We start from the raw sequence: 16679 nt of genomic DNA, 5'->3' as shown, positions 1-16679 counted from the left end.
CCGGACAACGGCGCCGCGGCGAATAAGCGGTTACGGATCGGATCGACGCGAACCGAGAGAAAGCCCAGACAGCGCGTCTCAGTACTGGTAGGTCGTCGGCCCGGGGATCGTCGTCTGCTCCTCGGCGTCCTCGACTTTCTCGTAGGCGTCGTCGAAGTCCTGGCGGCGGACCTCGGTGCGGCCGTCGCGGATCGCGAACATCCCGGCTTCCGTCGCCAGTGCGGCGATCTCGGCCCCGGAGTAGTCCTCCAACTGCTCCGCGAGGTCGCCGAAGTCGACGTCGGAGGCGACGTTCATGTCGCGGGTGTGGATCTCCAGGATCTTTTCGCGTCCCTCGGGGGCGGGTTTGGGGACCTCGATGAGGCGGTCGAAGCGGCCGGGACGGAGGATCGCCTCGTCGAGCATGTCGAAGCGGTTCGTCGCGGCCATAATCCGGACGTCGCCGCGGTCGTCGAAGCCGTCCATCTCCGAGAGCAGTTGCATCATCGTCCGCTGGACCTCGGCGTCCCCGGAGGTCTTCGAGTCCGTCCGTTTGGCAGCGACGGCGTCGATCTCGTCGATGAATATCACCGCGGGTTCGCGCTCCCCGGCGAGGTCGAAGAGGTCGCGAACGAGTCGGGAGCCCTCACCGATGAACTTCCGAACGAGCTCGGAGCCGGCCATCTTGATGAAGGTGGCGTCGGTCTCGTTGGCGACGGCCTTCGCGAGCATCGTCTTCCCCGTTCCCGGCGGTCCGTAGAGCAGCACGCCCGACGGCGGCTGGATCCCGACCTTCTCGAACATCTCCGGGTTCGTGAGCGGGTCCTCGACGGCCTCGCGAACCTCCCGGACCTGCTCGTCGATACCGCCGATGTCCTCGTAGGAGACCGTCGGCGAGGCGTCGATCTCCATCGCCTGCGCGCGGGAGTCGGTCTCGTCGTCCAGCAGTTGCTGGATGGCGAAGGAGTCGTTGATCGCGACCCGATCGCCCGCTTCGAGTTCGCTGTCGAGGTGCGGCGACGCCTCGGTCAGCACCTCCTGGTTGTTCCCGTGCTGCTTGATGACGATCCCGTCGTCGGTCAGCTCTTCGACCGTCGCGAGGTAGAGCGAGGAGGTCTTCAGCGTCTCGTTGCGGCGTTTAAGCTGTTCGACCTCCTCCCGCAGTTCCTCCTGGCGGTCGGTCGCCGTCGAGAGCCGTTCGTCGAGTTCGTCGTTGACGGTGAGGAGTCGTTCGTAGTGCTGGCGGATCGCCGCGAGGCGTTCGGCGTCCGACATCTCCGGGTCGAGATCCAGACGCGGACGATCTGGAAGGGACGGGCTACGAGACATCAGTTGCTCGCTCTTGGGGTCGGTCGTAAATGTGCCTTTGGGTAACCCCGGTCGCTTGTGGGAGTCGGGACGCGTCCGCCGATCTCCCGAGCGCGATCTGCGACGGTCGCGTCACTCGTCGGTCCGCTCGCCCTGATACGTCCCGTCGTAGACGTCGGCGTGGGCGGCCTCAGCCAGCACGAGTTGGGCGACGCGTGCCCCCCGTTCGAGCCTGATCGGGTGGTGGACCTGCAGGAGCCCCTCGCCTTTGCCTTCGTAACCGGCGTCCCAGACGGCCGTGTTGAGCATACAGGAGTTCCGCATCAGGGTCGATCGGGGGTAGAGGAACCCGACGTGATCGTCGGGGATCGAAATCGTCTCCGCGTACTGAAGGATGTACCCGCCCGGATCGAGGTCGAAGACGTCGCCGGCGACGTCCACGGGTTCGCGGTCGCCAACCGACTTTCCGTCGACCCCGACGCGGCCGGGTTCGACCTGTTCGAGGACGTCGCCGAGGGTGAGGTCGACGCCGTTCGGCTGTACCTGCTCGTCGGTGACCGATTCGATGTGCGAGGCGACGAACTGACCGGAGCGGAACATAGCGGAAGCGCGGATCCCGCGCGCAAAACCGTATCGCTCTCTCGTCGATTGCTCCCGTCGGAGTCGGAACAGTATTTCACGGTGACAGCATTCACCCGGCAGATCGAGGCAGGGCGAGCCTGCACGCCAGGATCCCTCTTTCCGTGTCTAGGGGCGGAAAGTCGACCGACGGCGACGGTGTCTGTTCGTATCGAATTAGGACCCACTATGTGTATAAGGAACATATCTCCGACCTCAAACACGCGGGATTTATAATCGTAGACGGTCGATTCTCGGGTGTTATGGGACAGACGCTTACGGAACAAATCCTCGACGACCACCTCGTCGAGGGCGACCTCGAACCCGGAGAGGAGATCGGGATCGAGATCGACCAGGTTCTCGCACAGGACACGACCGGAACGATGGTGTGGCTGCAGTTCGAGGCGCTGGAGCTCGACGAAGTCCAGACGGAGCTGGCGGCGCAGTACTGCGACCACCAGACCTACCAGTTCGACTTCAAGAACACCGACGACCACCGCTTCCTGCGGTCTGCGGCCGGTACGTACGGCGCGTACTTCTCCCGTCCGGGCAACGGCATCTGCCACAACGTCCACAAGGAGAACTTCGCCGCGCCCGGCAAGACGCTGCTCGGCTCGGACTCCCACACGCCGACGCCCGGCGGCCTCGGCCAGCTCGCGATCGGCGCGGGCGGCCTCGACATCTCCGTCGCGATGGGCGGCGGCGCGTACTTCGTCGAGATGCCGGAAGTCGTCAACGTTCGACTGGAAGGCGAACTCCCCGAGTGGTCCACCGCGAAGGACGTCATCCTCGAGATGCTCCGACGCCTCTCCGTGAAGGGCGGCGTCGGCAAGGTCTTCGAGTACACCGGCCCCGGCGTCGAGACGCTCTCCGTACCGGAGCGGACGACGATCACCAATATGGGGACGGAGCTCGGTGCGACCTCCTCGATCTTCCCGACCGACGAGAAGACGAAAGACTACCTCGCCCGACAGGGTCGCGAGGACGAGTACGTCGAACTCTCGCCGGACGAGGACGCCGAGTACGCCGACGAGATCGTCATCGACCTCTCCGACATCGAGCCGCTCGTCGCGACGCCGTCGATGCCTGACAACGTCGTGCCCGTCCGCGAAGTCGCGGGCGAGTCCGTCGAGCAGGTGATGGTCGGTTCCTGTACGAACGGGGGCTACGAGGACATCCTCCCGGCCGCGAAGATGCTGAAGGGCCGCGAGATCGATATGAAGACCGAGATGATCGTCGCGCCCGGATCGAAGCAGGCCTCGGAGATCCTCGCCCGTCAGGGCTGGACCGCCGAGATGATGGCGGCCGGCGTCAACTTCTCGGAGGCGACCTGCGGTGCCTGTATCGGCATCGGCCACGTCCCCTCTTCGGACTCCGTCTCCGTGCGGACGTTCAACCGCAACTTCGAGGGCCGCTCGGGCATCGAGGACGACTCCGTCTTCCTCTCCTCGCCGGAGGTCGCCGCCGCCGCGGCGATCAAAGGCGAACTCGTCGACCCACGAGATCTCGCCGAGGAACTCGGCGACCTCGAAGCTCCCGGATTCGAGCTCCCCGAGAAGTACGACGGCTCGAAGACCGACATCATCGAGCCCGAGGAAGCCGTCGACGACGGACTCGTCAAGGGCCCGAACATCGGCTCCGCGCCGATCGGCGAGCCGCTTGAGGCCGACATCCAGGGTGAAGTGCTCCTGAAGATGGGAGACAACATCACGACGGACCACATCATCCCGGCCACCTCGGACATCCTCAAGTACCGCTCGAACATCGAGAAGCTCTCGGAGTTCACGCTCTCGCGCGTCGACGACACGTTCGCACAGCGCGCGCTCGACTCCCCCGGTGGCGTCCTCGTCGCCGGCGAGAACTACGGGCAGGGCTCCTCTCGCGAGCACGCCGCGATGTGCCCGCAGTTCCTGGGTATCGAGGCGGTCCTCGCGCAGTCGTTCGCCCGCATCCACAAGGCGAACCTGTTCAACTTCGGAATCGTCCCGCTGGCGATCGACGAGGAGACCTACGAGCGGATCGACCAGGGCGACGACGTCCAGATCGTCACCGACGTCGCCGAGGCAGTCGCCTCCGGCGAGACCGAGTTCACCATCCGCGTGAACGACGACTGGGAGGCCACCGCCGAACTCGACGCCTCCGAGCGCGAGCGCGGCATCCTCGAAGCCGGCGGCAAGCTCCGCCTCACGAAGGAGCAGTACGCCGACGAGGGACGCGGCGGCGCGACGCCCGCCGACGACTGAGCGGACTCCGCCGCACCAGGCGCTCCCGACGAATTCTCCATTCTTTCGACGTCGCTTCCGAGCGGCCGCGCTCGGCGACGGGAAGCCAGCGGACTTTTGCCGCACAGCCACCTACTCCGGGACGTGAGCGAACCGTCCGCCGACGAGGAGGTGAGTGATGACCCCTCTGGGGACGCGGAACCCCGTCTCGGTTCGACCCCGGCCGTCACCGTCCGACCCGCCGACCGCGCCGACTTACTCGACGTGCTCCGGATCGAGCGGAACTCCTTCTCGGACCCGTGGCCGTACGCCGCGTTCGAGTCGGTGCTCGACGCGCCGGCGTTCCTGGTCGCCGTCGGGCCGGGCGTCGACGGCGACGACACCCTGCTGGGCTACGTCGTCGGCGACGTGATGCCCAACCACGGCCGGGACATCGGCCACGTCAAGGACCTCGCCGTCCGCCCGGACGCTCGCGGACAGGGAGTCGGTCGTCGGCTCCTCCGCGAGGCGCTCTTCGGCCTCGCGCTCGCCGGGGCGGCGGTGGTGAAACTCGAAGTCCGCGAGGGCAACGACGCCGCGCGGTCGCTGTACCGCGAGGAGGGCTTCGAGCCGACGCGGCGCGTGCCGAGGTACTACGGCGACGGCGAGGACGCCCTGATACTCGTCGTCGACGTCGAAGCGTGGCGCGCCTCGGAGTGAGATGGACGCGCGGTCGACGGATCGAGCCGGGAACCACACGCACTTGTACGCCCGCGACGTACCCGCGGCTATGGGTTTCGCCTGTCCCGTCTGTGAGACTCCACAGCAGGACGCGACGCACCTCGCGAACCACATCGCGTTCACCGCGATGGTCCACGGCGACGAACACGAGGCGTGGCTCGACGAGCACGTCCCCGACTGGTCGTCCCACGGTGAGGAGGAACTCGCCCCGAAGGTCGCCGAGTTCGCCGACGAGGCGGACTACGAGCAGGTGTTCGAGGATACCGCACACGCACACGGTCACGGCGGCCACGACCACGGGCACCGGCAGGCGGGAGTCGAGGGAAGCCAGCCCGCCGGCATCGATCCGGAGGCTGCGGCGGCGACCGGTGGGGGAGCACTCGACGAGGAGACGAGGGCCGTGCTCGAAGAGGCGCGGGCGATGACCGCCGAGATGCTCGCCTCCGACGGGGACGAGACCGACGGAAGCGCGAACGACGGCGGCGAGGCCGACGGGAGTTCGAGCGACGGCGGCGACGCGAACGAGTGACGACCGCGGACGGGTTTTCCGACGGATACTGGCGAACAGTCGGCACACCGTGGCTGGCGCTCGGCCAACCGTTCCCGCACCGACGTGCCGAACAACCGCTGAGCGGCGCGGGATCGCTTTCAGATCACGTGGTGCGTGGTCCCGTTATCGCAGATAAACCCTCGCGACGGATCCTGACCGAGGGAACCCGTCGATCTCCGGGCGTCGAAGGCGCAAAGGCGAGACCGAAAGCGTTTGTGTGCGAGTCGTCGACGAGGGCGTATGGAAACCGAGGGAACGCTGTCGCCGGAGTCGGTCGCGGCGGCGACGGAGGCCTTCGAGGCCGCCGGTCCGACCGCACAGCAGGTCGTCCGCGAGGCGGCGAAGGCGATGGAGTTCGACCGGGAGGAGTACCGCGAGCGCGTGACTAGCGAGGTCGTCGAGCGGGCGCGAAACGTCGTCTTCGCGGATCGTCTGGCCGTCTCCGTCGGGACCCGCGAGGAGTTCGACGAGTGGGTGGACTCCCACCCCGACTACGACGTCATCGAACTCGGCAGCGAGGACGTCGACCGCGTCGTCTGGCACGCAGCGCCGTTCGCCGAGACGGTCGTCGCCGCGACCTACCAGAACGAACGCGAGGCGGCCGTCGGAACGCTCCGTCGGCAGGCCTTCGCCCGGGTCTACCGGCCGCGGTTCGAGGAGGTGGACGGGGACGAGACGGACAGCGAGGACGGGACGTCGGACCGCGAGAACGACAACTCGAAGAGCGAGGACGGGGATTCGGCTGGATCGGAAGCCGGAGAGTAACCACGGTTTAAGCCCCGTCCCTCCGGAGGGACGCGTATGACCGACGACGGACGCAGACACGAACCGTTGCCCGAGCCGAAGTGGCCCGTCCGCGAGTCCGAGACGGAGTACGAGACGGGCTGGTACACCGGCGGCTACGACCTCGTCGAGCAGCCGAACGGGTCGACGAAGCGCTACTACTGGGCCGAACTCGCCACCGCGGTGGTCGTCGTCGCCGTCGAGGACGACTCGCTGGTGTTCGTCGAGCAGTACCGACCGACGATCCGGGAGGCGCAACTGGAGCTCCCGGCCGGAATCGTCGAGGCGGGCGAGTCGTTCACCACGGCCGCGGCGCGGGAACTCCGCGAAGAGACCGGTTTCGAGGCCGGAAGTACGGCGCTCCTGGAGGACTTCTGGTGTTCGACCGGCGTGCTCAGACACCGCCGCGGGATCGTCTTCGCGACGGATCTCGAGCCCGTCGAACGCGACCTCGACGAGAACGAGTTCCTCTCGGTGCACTCGGTCCCGGTCTCGGAAGCGCTCGACGTCGCGCGCTCGTCGTCGATGAACGACGCGACGCTCGAAGGCGTGCTGTTGGCGCGCGAAGAGGGACTGTTGTAGCGTCGTCGAGCGGAGCCGTACGGACGTCCGAGTGAACGTCACCGTTAACCGCGACCGCGGCCTCCATCCGCTATGTTCGAAGATCGCCCGGACCGCGAGGAGGTCGTCCTCCTCGGCCGGTCGAACGTCGGGAAGTCGACGCTGATGCGGGAGCTGACCGGCCACTCGAAGTTCACGACCGGCCAGAAGCCCGGGGTGACGCGGTCGCCGAATCACTTCGATTGGACCTCGGAGAGCTTCATGTTCACCGACCTCCCCGGCTTCGGCTTCATGTCCGGCGTCGAGGAGGAACACCGCGAGCAGATCAAGACCGACCTGGTTCGCTACATCGAGTCGAACGCCGACGACATCCTCGCGGCCGTCCTCGTCGTCGACGGCAAGAGCGTGATCGACATCATCGATCGGCACTCCGGTCCCGACGAGATCCCTCACGACGTCGAACTGTTTCACTTCCTGTGGGACCTGGAGGTCCCGACAATCGTCGCCGTCAACAAGATGGACAAGGTCGACGACCGCGACGAGCGGCTGGACGCCCTCTGCGATCGCCTCGGCCTCCATCCGCCGTGGAAGCAGTGGCGCGAGACCATCGCGCCGATCAGCGCGAAGCGCGGCGACATCGGCGCGCTGAACGAGGCGCTGCGGACGCAGTTTCACGAGCAGAAGCGCGACGACCTGTTGAAGTTCGTCAGTTGAACCGGGCGACGCACCGCGTCGTCGGTCGATGAACGGTGGCTCGGTGAGAAGGTGTCATCACAAGGGGCTGAGTGGGGGTAACCCTCGTCATCGCCACCGCGTTCGAATCGGTGCGCACGAGTGAAGTATCCCTCGCTTCGGGCCTTCACGGGTGGCACCGACCATATCTCTCGCGCGAATCACGCCTCCCAAGTCGCGTTCCCCGCGTGTTCAGCCGCGATCGATCGAACCTCCTCGCCGTCCAGTAGGCCCGCCTCGGTCGCGACGCCATCGACGAGCGCCGCGGGCGTCACCTCGAAGGTGGGCGCGTGGACCGAGACGTCGGCGTCGCCGTCGTATACCCGCTCTGGGGGCGACTCGACGTCCGGAGCGGACGCTTGCGCGTCGTCGTTCTCACCGTCACTCGCACCCGCCGGCCGCACCTTGTCCTTCGAGGCGACCGCGTACACCGGAACGCCGAGGTCCCGGGCCACGAGCGCGAGCACGCGCGTTCCGGTCTTGTTCACCACGTCGCCGTTCGGGAGGATCGAGTCGGCACCGACGAGGACTGCGTCGACCTCGGGGGCGAGAAGTGCCGTCGGGAGCGCGGCCTCGGTCGTCAGCGTCACGCCGGCGTTCGTCTCGCGGGCGGCCCACTCCGCGACGGCGACGCCCTCGCACTCGGGGCGCGACTCGGCGACGAGGAGTTCGGAGACGGCCGAGTCGGCGGCGGTCAGCCCCGCGATCGCCTGTCGGACCGTCCCCGAACGCGAGAGCGTCGCGACCGCCGTCGCTTCCGCTTCTCGGAGTCGCGTCGCCGCTGTCCTCGCGGCCTCGGCGTCGGCCTCGAACGCCGCCTCGATCGCCTCGATCGCTCGTCGAACGAGGCAGTCGGGGCCGGCGTCCTGTCCGGCTCCCTCGGCGACGACGCGGTTCACGCGGTTCGCGACGGCTGCCATCTCCGGACGAGCGTCGCGGAGGTCGCGCGCGGTGTCGAGGACGTCCACTCGGGCGGGTGCACCGTCCGAATCCGCCCCATCCGCCTCCGCGGCCGCGTCGCGGAGGGCTTCGAGCGCGCGGGCGGAGATCCACGCGGACCCGTGGGTTCGATCTTCCCGGACTGTCTCGACGGTCGGCGCGACCCGCCGCCACGTTTCCCAGAGGCGCGGCACCGTCTCTCTCTCCAGCATCGCGGTCGGATCGACCCACTCGACCGCGGCGAGTTCCTCGTTCGTCGTCACCTCGCGGGTGTCGCTCTCGAAGAGGAACGGATGCACGACGAAGGAGCCCCCCTCGTCTTCGACGGCGACTGTCTCGCCCGTCCGGACGAGTTCGAGGTCGCCGTCCGTCAGGCCGACCTCCTCGCGGAGTTCGCGGCGGGCGTCGTCCTCGGCCTCGGTGGGGTCAGCTTCGACGTATCCCGAGACGCCAGCCCAACGACCTCGATACGTGCCGACTGCGTCGCTCCGGCGGGTGAGAAGCACCTTCCCCCGCTCCCGGACGAAGCACGTGACCACGTGAGCCATTTCCCCCCCGTTGGCGCTCGGGCCGAAACGTCTTTTCGGTCGATTCCCTGTACCCGGTATGGCCGTCGAACTCGCGCTCGTCAGCGACACGCACGTGCCGTCCCGCGCCGACGCGATTCCGACGTGGGTCCAAGACCGAATCCGCGCCGCAGACCACGTCGTCCACGCCGGCGACTTCGACAGCGCGGAGGCGTACGACCGGATCGTCGAACTGGCCGGCGGCGAGAAGTCGCTCACGGCCGTCGTCGGCAACATCGACCCCGGCTCGTTCGACCTGCCGGTCGTCGAGAGGCTCCGCGTGGAGGACGCCACGTTCGTCGTCACGCACGGAGCGGGCCCTCGACGTGGCTACCGATCTCGGGTCGCCGGGACGGTTCGGGAGGAAGCGGGCCCGGAGGCGCTCGGGGTCTCGGGACACACCCACGAGACCCTCGACGAGGTCGTCGACGGGGTTCGACTGCTCAATCCCGGCACCGCGACGGGCGCACCGCCCGGGTCGGAGGCGACGATGTACGTCGCGACGGTCGACGGCGCATCGGTGTCGGTGACGCTGCACAGCGACGAGGGCGAGTAGCGGGCGTTCCACGGCTCCATCGCACTGGAGAGCAAATCGGAGTGGTCGGAGAGATCGATCGGGGCACCGTTTCGAGGGGAACTATCGCGGGCTCAGAACTGTTCTCTGACGTCGGCGATCACGACGTACGTCAGGATGGAGAGCACGACGACCGAGAAGAGCGCCCAGAGGCGGACGTTGATGCCGCCCGCACCCGCCCAGTGGGGAACCGCCGAGCGCGTCACCGGCTGGCTGAACGGCCACAGGAGATCGGGTGAGATCGTCGGGTTCGGGCCTAGCATTGGTTTGTAATTATCCGCAAGTAGATGCGACAGGTGTGCGAACGCGAACGTCGAACTCAGCCTGGTTCGGTCGGTTTTCCACCCGTAGAGAGCGACGACCAGGAGAAACGGGATCGCGACGGGCAGCGAGTGCATAAACACCCGTCCGGAGGGGATGAGACCGAACTGATGGGCCAGCGGCTTGTCGATCAGGTCCGGAAACTGGCTGCCGACGAAGACCAGTGCCACGACGCGGGGCGTGGGTAGTCGTCTGTCCCGTAGCAACACGTACGCCAGCACGGGGAGAGCGGCGACGACGAAGTGCTCTAACGGGAACATATCTGGCGCATCTCGGATCGAGAGGAGGTAAACAGTTTCGCACGGACGGACCGGCCATCCAATCGGCGGTCCGCGTGCAGCGGATCGATACTGCCAGCGGTCGGCAAACGCGCGACTGTGGGCAGACGGTAGCGTCGCGGCAATCGGCGTGACATACCGGCGACGCTGGCCCGCACCTGTTCGCTTTTTGTCGGCCGACGCGCTCTTCGCCGTATGGAACTGTTCGCCGTCCCCGACCTCCCCGAGGTGCGCCCGGGGCACGACCTCGCGGCGCTGATCCGCGAGCGCGCCGACCTCGGCCCTGACGACGTCGTCTGCGTCGCCTCGACGGTGGTCTCGAAGTCCGAGGGTCGGAGCGCCGACCTCGCTGAGTTTCCGGCCGGCCCGCGGGCGCGAGAGATCGCCGCGAATCTCGAAGAACGCACCGGCGAGAAGACGGATCCCCGGTTCGCACAGGCCGTCCTCGAGGAGAGCGTCGAGGTGCTCTTAGAAACCCCGTTCCTCCTGACGGAGACGCGCTTCGGACACATCGGCGTCAACGCCGGGATCGATCGTTCGAACCTGTCGGACGGCGATCTGCTGTTGCTGCCGGAACGACCGTCCGAGAGCGCCGCACGGATCCGCGAGGGACTCCCCGCCGATCGGGTGATCGTCACCGACACCTGCGGGCGGCCGTTCCGGGAGGGGCAGCGCGGCGTGGGGATCGGCTGGGCCGGCCTCGCCCCCGGCCGCGACTGGCGCGGCGAGACCGACCGCGGCGGCCGCGAACTCTCAGTCGCCGTCGAGAACGTCGTCGACGAACTCGCCGCGGCGGCGAACCTCCTCGCCGGCGAGGGCGACGGCGGAACGCCCGTGGTGGTCGTCCGCGACTTCGAGTGGGGAGACCACGGCGAGCACGACGCGCACTTCCGCGAGGTCGAGACCGACGTGGTCCGGCGGGCGATCCGCGCGTGGTCCAGCGAATGAGAGGAGCCAAGGGGTGACGCGAGGCGAACCGCGGTTACCGCGCGGCGCGCTCGGGGGCCGACTCGCGCGCACTCGACCCCAGACCGGTCAGCTGATTCACCAGCGCGCCCAGCGCGAGATACGCGAAAAAGACGACCGCGGCGGTCGTCAGGCCGGCCCCGATCAGGAAGGAGAGCGCGGTGATCGGGTCGACGCCGAGGAGGACGTCGGTGAGGAATATCTCGACGAGGCTGACGACGCTCGTGAGCAACTGCACGACGAAGTCGATGACCGTGACCATATCCGGAATTGAACCTCATCGTATATGTGTGTACGGAACGCCGCCTCGCGGAGTCGCCACCGCTAAGCCGCTGCCGTCGCTTCGGTCGGATATGGCGCGAGATCGCTCGCTGGACGAGTTCGCGGTCGACGCGGCGAGCGACGCAGCAAGTGACGCGGCGGACCAAGCGTCGACAGCGGACGAGAACGGTAATTCAGGGGACAGCGGGGACAAAACAGACGGGTCAGATGACGAACAGGCCCAGGAACCGACCGACAAAGAGACCCAGGATCCGGCCGAGAAATCGACCGACGTCGGGGGCGACAGATCGGCCGCTTCGACCGGGGACACCGAGGTCGAACCCGCGACGGCGACGTACCAGTGGGATCCCGAGGGCGTCGAGTGCCCCGACTGCGGCCGACCCGTCGATCGCGTGTGGATACAGGGCGACAAGCGCGTCTGTGCGGACTGCAAGGAGTGGTGAGGGGCGTCGGGCTCTGAGTGCGTTCCCGGACCTGGGTCACTCCAGCCGCGTCCCCCGCCTCCCGAACCCGCGCACGAGCGTCGCCTCCTCGACGGCGAGCACGGTCGGGCGACCGTGCGGGCAGGCGTAGGGGTTCTCACACGCGCCGAGGCGCTCGACGAGCGCCGCGGCCCGCTCGTCGGTGAGTCCGTCGCCGGCCTTCAGCGACGGGTGGCACGCGAGATCCTTCAACAGCTCCTCGCGGCCGGTGTCCGGCGTCGTCCCCCCGCGGATCGCGTCGGCGGCGTCGCGGACGCTCTCGGGGGCGGCCGCCCGTCCCATCGGCGCGGGGACCGACCGGACGCGCACCGTCGTCTCGCCGAACGGGTCGAGGTCGTAGCCGAGCGCGGCCAGTTCGGCGTTCGAGGACTGGACCGTCGCGTACTGCGCCGGCGTCAGTTCGACGCGCGCCGGCGGATCGACCGTCGCGGTCGGCGTCTCGCCGTCGACGGCAGCGCGGAGCCGCTCGTAGTTGATCCGTTCGTGGGCCGCGTGCTGGTCGACGACGAGGAGGTCGTCCTCGCGCTCACAGAGGAGGTAGAGGTCTCGGAACCGCCCGATGACGGAGACGTCCCCGAAGGCGGACTCGGCGTCCGAAAGCGGTTCCAGCGAGTCGCCGAGGTCCATCGCGAGGTCCTCGCTCCGCCGACGGTCGACCGTCGAGAGCGCGTCGCGGACGGCCGATTCGACCGCGTCCTCGACCGCGTCGGGATCGCGGAGTCGGACGTGCCGCTTTCGAGGGTGGACGTTGTGATCCGCCCACGACTCCGGCAGCGAGACCGAGACGACGGCGATCGGCGCGCGGTCGTCCGGTAGCAGGTCCCCGTACCCCGCGGCGACGGCGCGCTGCAGTCGCTCGTCGCGAACGGGCCGGCCGTCGACGGCGACGTAGACGTGATCCCGGCGCGCGCGGGTGATCGACGGCGGCACCAACGACCCGGTGAGTCTGATCTCGCCGCATTCGGCCGCGTCGACCACTTCCGAATCGACGCGCCGCGCGGCGTCGAACTCGGACGCCCGTCCGGCGACCTCGCGGTCGTAGACACCGAGGAGCGCGTCGTCGTACTCGCCCGTGCCGGGTGTCGAGAACACCGGCGAGCCGTCGTGAGTCAGCGAGAGCGCGACGTCCGGACGGACGAGGGCGTACCGGGAGAGGGCGTCGCTCACGCGCGCGAACTCGGTGCGCGAGGCTCCCAGCGACTCCCGACGGGCGGGCGTCTCGGCGAACAGATCTCTGACGGTGACCGTCGTCCCCCGCCCTCGACCGACGGGCTCCGTCTTCGCCGCGTCGGGCGCGAACTCGGCGACGACGCGGGTCCCGCGCGGGCCGCCGTCGTTCGTCCGGAGTTCGAGGCGCGCGACCGTCGCGACGCTCGCGAGCGCCTCGCCCCGGAAGCCGAGCGTGTCGACCGCGGAGACCGCGGCGTCGGGGGCGAGTTTGCTCGTGGTGTGGCGCTCGACCGCGAGTTCGGCGTCCCGTCGGCTCATCCCGCGGCCGTCGTCGCTCACGCGGATCCGCTCGGTGCCGTCGCCCGCGACGTCGACGTCGATCCGGGTCGCGCCCGCGTCCAGCGCGTTCTCGACCAGTTCGACGACGACGTCGGCCGGCCGGGTGATCACCTCGCCGGCGGCGACGCTCGCGACCGTGGCGTCGTCGAGGCGTCGAACGGGGCGATCGGCGGCCGCCGACCCCGGCGAATCGTCACTCATCCAGTCTGCGTCGTAGGTCCTCCAGCGTGTTGAGCGCTTCGAGCGGCGTCGTCCGGGCGACGTCGACGTCGCGGAGTTCCTCGAGGACGGCGCGCTCGGCGTCGGTGGGTCCGGCGCGCTCGGAATCGGTCCCATCGCGTCGCCGGGCGTCTCCGGACTCGTCGATCCCGTCGACGTAGGCGGCGAGCGTGTCGTCCCGGCCGTTCGACGCCGTATCCGTCGCGTGCACCTCCGTCGACTCTGCTTCCGTCGACTCTGCTCTCGTCGACTCCGCTTCCGTCGGCAACGCGCTCGGCGGCTCGGATTCCCGCGGCTCCGGTTGGCTCCCCGGCGACGACTCCCGAACGTACGCTCTGGCCCGTTCGACCACTCGATCGGGAACCCCGGCGAGCTTCGCGACCTCGACGCCGTACGACGACGACGACGGCCCCTCGGCGACGCGGTGGAGGAAGGTGACGTCCGAGTCGGTCGCGGAATCGGGACCCGCGTCAGCCGTCGCCGACTCCCGCCCCTCACCGCGCTTGCTCACGGTGAAGTGGAGGTTGAACGCGTTCGGCAACTCCTCGGCCAGCCCGGTCAGATCGTGGTAGTGCGTCGCGAACAGGGTCGTCGCGCCCACCTCGTCGTGGACGAACTCCGTCGTCGCGCGGGCGATGGCGAGGCCGTCGGCCGTCGAGGTGCCGCGGCCGACCTCGTCGAGGAGGACCAGCGAGTCCTCGGTGGCGTCGTGGAGGATGTCGGTCAGCTCCGACATCTCGCGCATAAACGTCGACTGGCCGCCGGCGATGTCGTCGGACGCGCCGACCCGGGTGAAGATGCGATCGAGGACGGGGAGTTCCGCCGACGTCGCGGGGACGAACGACCCGGCCTGCGCGAGCAGCGCGATGAGCGCGACCTGACGCATATACGTCGATTTCCCGCTCATGTTCGGGCCCGTGACGACGGCGACGTGGCCGGCGGAGAAGTCGACGCCGTTGGGGACGAACTCCGCCTGCGTCCGCTCGACGACCGGGTGCCGACCCTCCTCGATCCGCAGCGTCTCCGCGCCCATCTCGGGGCGGGCGTAGTGCTCGCTCGCGGCGACGGCGGCGAAAGCGGCCAGGACGTCGAGCCGAGCGAGCGCCTCCGCGAGCGACTGGAGTCTGTCGGTCGCCTCGGCGACCCGGGCGCGCACCTCGCAGAACACCTCGTACTCCAGGGCGTCGGCGCGCTCGGCCGCCGAGAGGATCTCGTCCTCGCGGCGTTTTAACTCGGGCGTGTAGAACCGCTCGGCGTTCTTCAGCGTCTGCCGCCGGGTGTAGTCGTCGGGGACGCGGTCCAGGTTCGGGTTCGTCACCTCGATGTAGTAGCCGTGGACCTGGTTGTACCCGACTTCGAGAGAGTCGATCCCAGTCCGCTCGCGCTCGCGTTCCTCCAGCGCGGAGACCCAGTCGCGGCCGTCGCGCTCGGTCGCGCGGATCTCGTCGAGTTCGTCGTCGAATCCTTCGCGGATCACCCCGCCCTCGGTGATCTCCTGCGGCGGATCGGAGACGATCGCCCGGTCGATCAGGTCGCGGACCTCGCGAAGCTCGTCGAGCGACTCGCGGAGGTCACAGAGCGCCGCCGACTCGGCCTCGTCGAGCGCGGCCTTTATTTCCGGGACGACGTCGAGCGTCGCCTGCAGCGAGCGGAGGTCGCGGGCGTTCGCTCGCTCGCGAGAGACCCGCGCGGCCAGGCGTTCGAGGTCGTACACCCCCGCGAGGTGGTCGCGAACCGTCTCCCGCGCGAGCGGTCGGTCGAGCAGTTCTCCGACGGCGTCGTGTCGGCGCTCGATTTCTCCCCGGTCGATCAGCGGCCGACGGAGCCACGTCTCCAGTTTCCGGCGGCCGGGCGCACACGCGGTTCGATCGAGCGTGTCGAGCAGCGTCTCGCCGCGACCGGGGTGGCGCGACTCGAACAGTTCGAGGCTGCGCATCGCGTTGGCGTCGAGGCGGAGCGACCGCCGCAGGTCGTACCGCCGGACCCGCGAGACGTACGAGAGCGCGCCGTCGCCGCCCTGGGTGTACTCCGCGTACGCCAAGAGCGCGCCGACGGCGCGGCGTTCGGCCGTCGAGTCGAGCACGGCCGTCGGCTCCGCGACGTACGCCGAGAGCGTCTCGTCCGCGCCATCGAGGTCGAATGCCGCCGCCTCGTGGTCGGTCACCATCGTCTCGAATCCGAGCGCCGCGGGATCGACGTCGGTCGTCGGGGAGACGAGGAGTTCCGCCGGCGCGAGGCGTTCGAGTTCGTCACGGATCCGGTCGTCGGAGGCGCTCGTCACCTGGCACTCGCCGGTCGAGACGTCGAGCGTCGCGAGTGCGGCCGCGTCGCTGTCGGTCGTTTCCGGCCCGTCCTCGCCTCTGCTCTCGCCGCCGACGAACGCGCCGAGGTACGTCGCGCTCGCGCGGTCGAGCAGTTCGTCGTCGACGACGGTGCCGGGGGTGACGACGTTCGTCACCGCCCGGTCGACCAGCCCCGAGGCCTCCTCGGCGTCCTCGACCTGATCGGCGATCGCGACGCGGAAGTCCGCGTCGAGCAGCGACTGGAGGTACGACGCCGCGTTGTCGATCGGGATCCCCGCCATCGGGTACGTGCCCGTCGAGTCCTCCCGCTGGGTGAGCGTCACTTCGCAGACCCGGGCGACCGTCTCGGCGGCCTCGCAGAACGCCTCGTAGAAGTCGCCCACCTGAAAGAGCACGAGCGCGTCCGGGTGGGCCACACAGAGATCGAGGTACTGCGAGAGCATCGGCGTGAGTTCCTCCCGCCGCGCGAGCATCTTCTCGGGCGGTCCCTCGGGGCGGGGCGACTCCTCGTCCGCGTCGGGCGTCGCCGACGCGTCGGCCTCCGATGCCCCGCCGGCTCCGTCGGCTCCAGCGGTCCCGTCAGGTCCCGTGGCTCCGTCGGAATCGACGTCGTCGCTGCCGACGTGCTCGTCCGTCTCGCAGTCCGTGCCGGACTCCGCCCGTTCCATACCTATCGGACGGCGGTCGAACACCAAAAGCGGACGGGAAGCCGACCGCGAAACGTGGGCGGCGGGGTCGCGACGAGAGCGGTACCGGGCCCCCGGATG

General features: G+C 68.9%; 16 protein-coding genes. 9 read left to right on the top strand and 7 right to left on the bottom strand.

Going from position 1 to position 16679, the window contains the following annotated elements; translation table 11 throughout:
• Positions 1-78: 78 nt before the first annotated feature.
• Together pan2 and NO876_RS02085 are read right to left on the bottom strand one after the other, a co-directional pair.
• Positions 79-1308: a proteasome-activating nucleotidase Pan2 gene (gene pan2, locus NO876_RS02090; protein WP_256420003.1), complete on the bottom strand. Its 1230-nt coding sequence runs from the start codon at positions 1306-1308 to the stop codon at positions 79-81.
• Positions 1309-1419: 111 nt separating this feature from the next.
• The gene (locus NO876_RS02085; RefSeq protein WP_256420002.1) at positions 1420-1887 is read right to left on the bottom strand and encodes a deoxyuridine 5'-triphosphate nucleotidohydrolase; all 468 of its coding nucleotides are present in this window, start codon (positions 1885-1887) and stop codon (positions 1420-1422) included.
• A gap of 281 nt (positions 1888-2168) precedes the next feature.
• Here NO876_RS02085 and NO876_RS02080 point away from each other — a divergent pair, with 281 nt between their 5' ends.
• The 6 genes from NO876_RS02080 to engB all read left to right on the top strand — a co-directional run bounded on the left by NO876_RS02080 (position 2169) and on the right by engB (position 7455).
• Positions 2169-4148 (top strand): aconitate hydratase, encoded by a 1980-nt coding sequence (locus tag NO876_RS02080; protein ID WP_256420001.1) that lies wholly within the window; start codon positions 2169-2171, stop codon positions 4146-4148.
• A 150-nt stretch (positions 4149-4298) separates the two neighbouring features.
• Entirely contained in the window at positions 4299-4826 is a 528-nt protein-coding gene (locus NO876_RS02075) for a GNAT family N-acetyltransferase (RefSeq protein ID WP_256420244.1), read from the top strand.
• A gap of 70 nt (positions 4827-4896) precedes the next feature.
• Complete coding sequence (locus NO876_RS02070; RefSeq protein WP_256420000.1) at positions 4897-5376, top strand: DUF5810 domain-containing protein; 480 nt, start codon at positions 4897-4899, stop codon at positions 5374-5376.
• Between the two features lie 261 nt (positions 5377-5637).
• Positions 5638-6162, top strand: a complete 525-nt coding sequence (locus NO876_RS02065) for a DUF5809 family protein (protein ID WP_256419999.1) — start codon at positions 5638-5640, stop codon at positions 6160-6162.
• A gap of 36 nt (positions 6163-6198) precedes the next feature.
• A complete protein-coding gene (locus NO876_RS02060) occupies positions 6199-6762 on the top strand; it encodes an NUDIX hydrolase (protein ID WP_256419998.1) in 564 nt (187 codons plus the stop codon).
• A 72-nt stretch (positions 6763-6834) separates the two neighbouring features.
• The gene (gene engB, locus NO876_RS02055) at positions 6835-7455 is read left to right on the top strand and encodes a GTP-binding protein EngB (RefSeq protein WP_256419997.1); all 621 of its coding nucleotides are present in this window, start codon (positions 6835-6837) and stop codon (positions 7453-7455) included.
• A gap of 179 nt (positions 7456-7634) precedes the next feature.
• Here engB and NO876_RS02050 read toward each other — a convergent pair whose 3' ends face one another.
• Complete coding sequence (locus NO876_RS02050) at positions 7635-8960, bottom strand: eIF2B alpha/beta/delta subunit family protein (protein WP_256419996.1); 1326 nt, start codon at positions 8958-8960, stop codon at positions 7635-7637.
• A gap of 58 nt (positions 8961-9018) precedes the next feature.
• Between NO876_RS02050 and NO876_RS02045 the strand changes: the two genes are divergently transcribed.
• Positions 9019-9534 carry a metallophosphoesterase family protein gene (locus NO876_RS02045; protein ID WP_256419995.1) on the top strand — a complete coding sequence of 172 codons (516 nt, stop codon included), beginning with the start codon at positions 9019-9021 and terminating at the stop codon, positions 9532-9534.
• Positions 9535-9626: 92 nt separating this feature from the next.
• Here the strand turns inward: NO876_RS02045 and NO876_RS02040 are convergent, their stop codons facing one another.
• On the bottom strand, positions 9627-10133 hold the full coding sequence (locus tag NO876_RS02040; protein WP_256419994.1) for a metal-dependent hydrolase: 507 nt from the start codon (positions 10131-10133) through the stop codon (positions 9627-9629).
• A 213-nt stretch (positions 10134-10346) separates the two neighbouring features.
• Here NO876_RS02040 and NO876_RS02035 point away from each other — a divergent pair, with 213 nt between their 5' ends.
• The gene (locus NO876_RS02035) at positions 10347-11099 is read left to right on the top strand and encodes a coenzyme F420-0:L-glutamate ligase (RefSeq protein WP_256419993.1); all 753 of its coding nucleotides are present in this window, start codon (positions 10347-10349) and stop codon (positions 11097-11099) included.
• 34 nt (positions 11100-11133) lie between these two features.
• Here NO876_RS02035 and NO876_RS02030 read toward each other — a convergent pair whose 3' ends face one another.
• Entirely contained in the window at positions 11134-11379 is a 246-nt protein-coding gene (locus NO876_RS02030; RefSeq protein ID WP_256419992.1) for a DUF8024 family protein, read from the bottom strand.
• Between the two features lie 91 nt (positions 11380-11470).
• Here NO876_RS02030 and NO876_RS02025 point away from each other — a divergent pair, with 91 nt between their 5' ends.
• Positions 11471-11842 carry a DUF7573 domain-containing protein gene (locus NO876_RS02025; RefSeq protein ID WP_256419991.1) on the top strand — a complete coding sequence of 124 codons (372 nt, stop codon included), beginning with the start codon at positions 11471-11473 and terminating at the stop codon, positions 11840-11842.
• Positions 11843-11878: 36 nt separating this feature from the next.
• On the opposite strand, the gene mutL is transcribed toward NO876_RS02025, so the two are convergent.
• Both mutL and mutS read right to left on the bottom strand, forming a co-directional pair.
• Positions 11879-13591 carry a DNA mismatch repair endonuclease MutL gene (gene mutL, locus NO876_RS02020; protein ID WP_256419990.1) on the bottom strand — a complete coding sequence of 571 codons (1713 nt, stop codon included), beginning with the start codon at positions 13589-13591 and terminating at the stop codon, positions 11879-11881.
• Complete coding sequence (gene mutS, locus NO876_RS02015) at positions 13584-16385, bottom strand: DNA mismatch repair protein MutS (RefSeq protein ID WP_256420243.1); 2802 nt, start codon at positions 16383-16385, stop codon at positions 13584-13586. The genes mutL and mutS overlap by 8 nt, the downstream gene beginning before the upstream one ends.
• Positions 16386-16679: the final 294 nt, after the last annotated feature.

It is taken from the genome of Halobellus rarus (assembly GCF_024494595.1).
Classification (GTDB): domain Archaea; phylum Halobacteriota; class Halobacteria; order Halobacteriales; family Haloferacaceae; genus Haloquadratum; species Haloquadratum rarum.
This window is presented reverse-complemented; position numbering and strand designations above follow the sequence as displayed.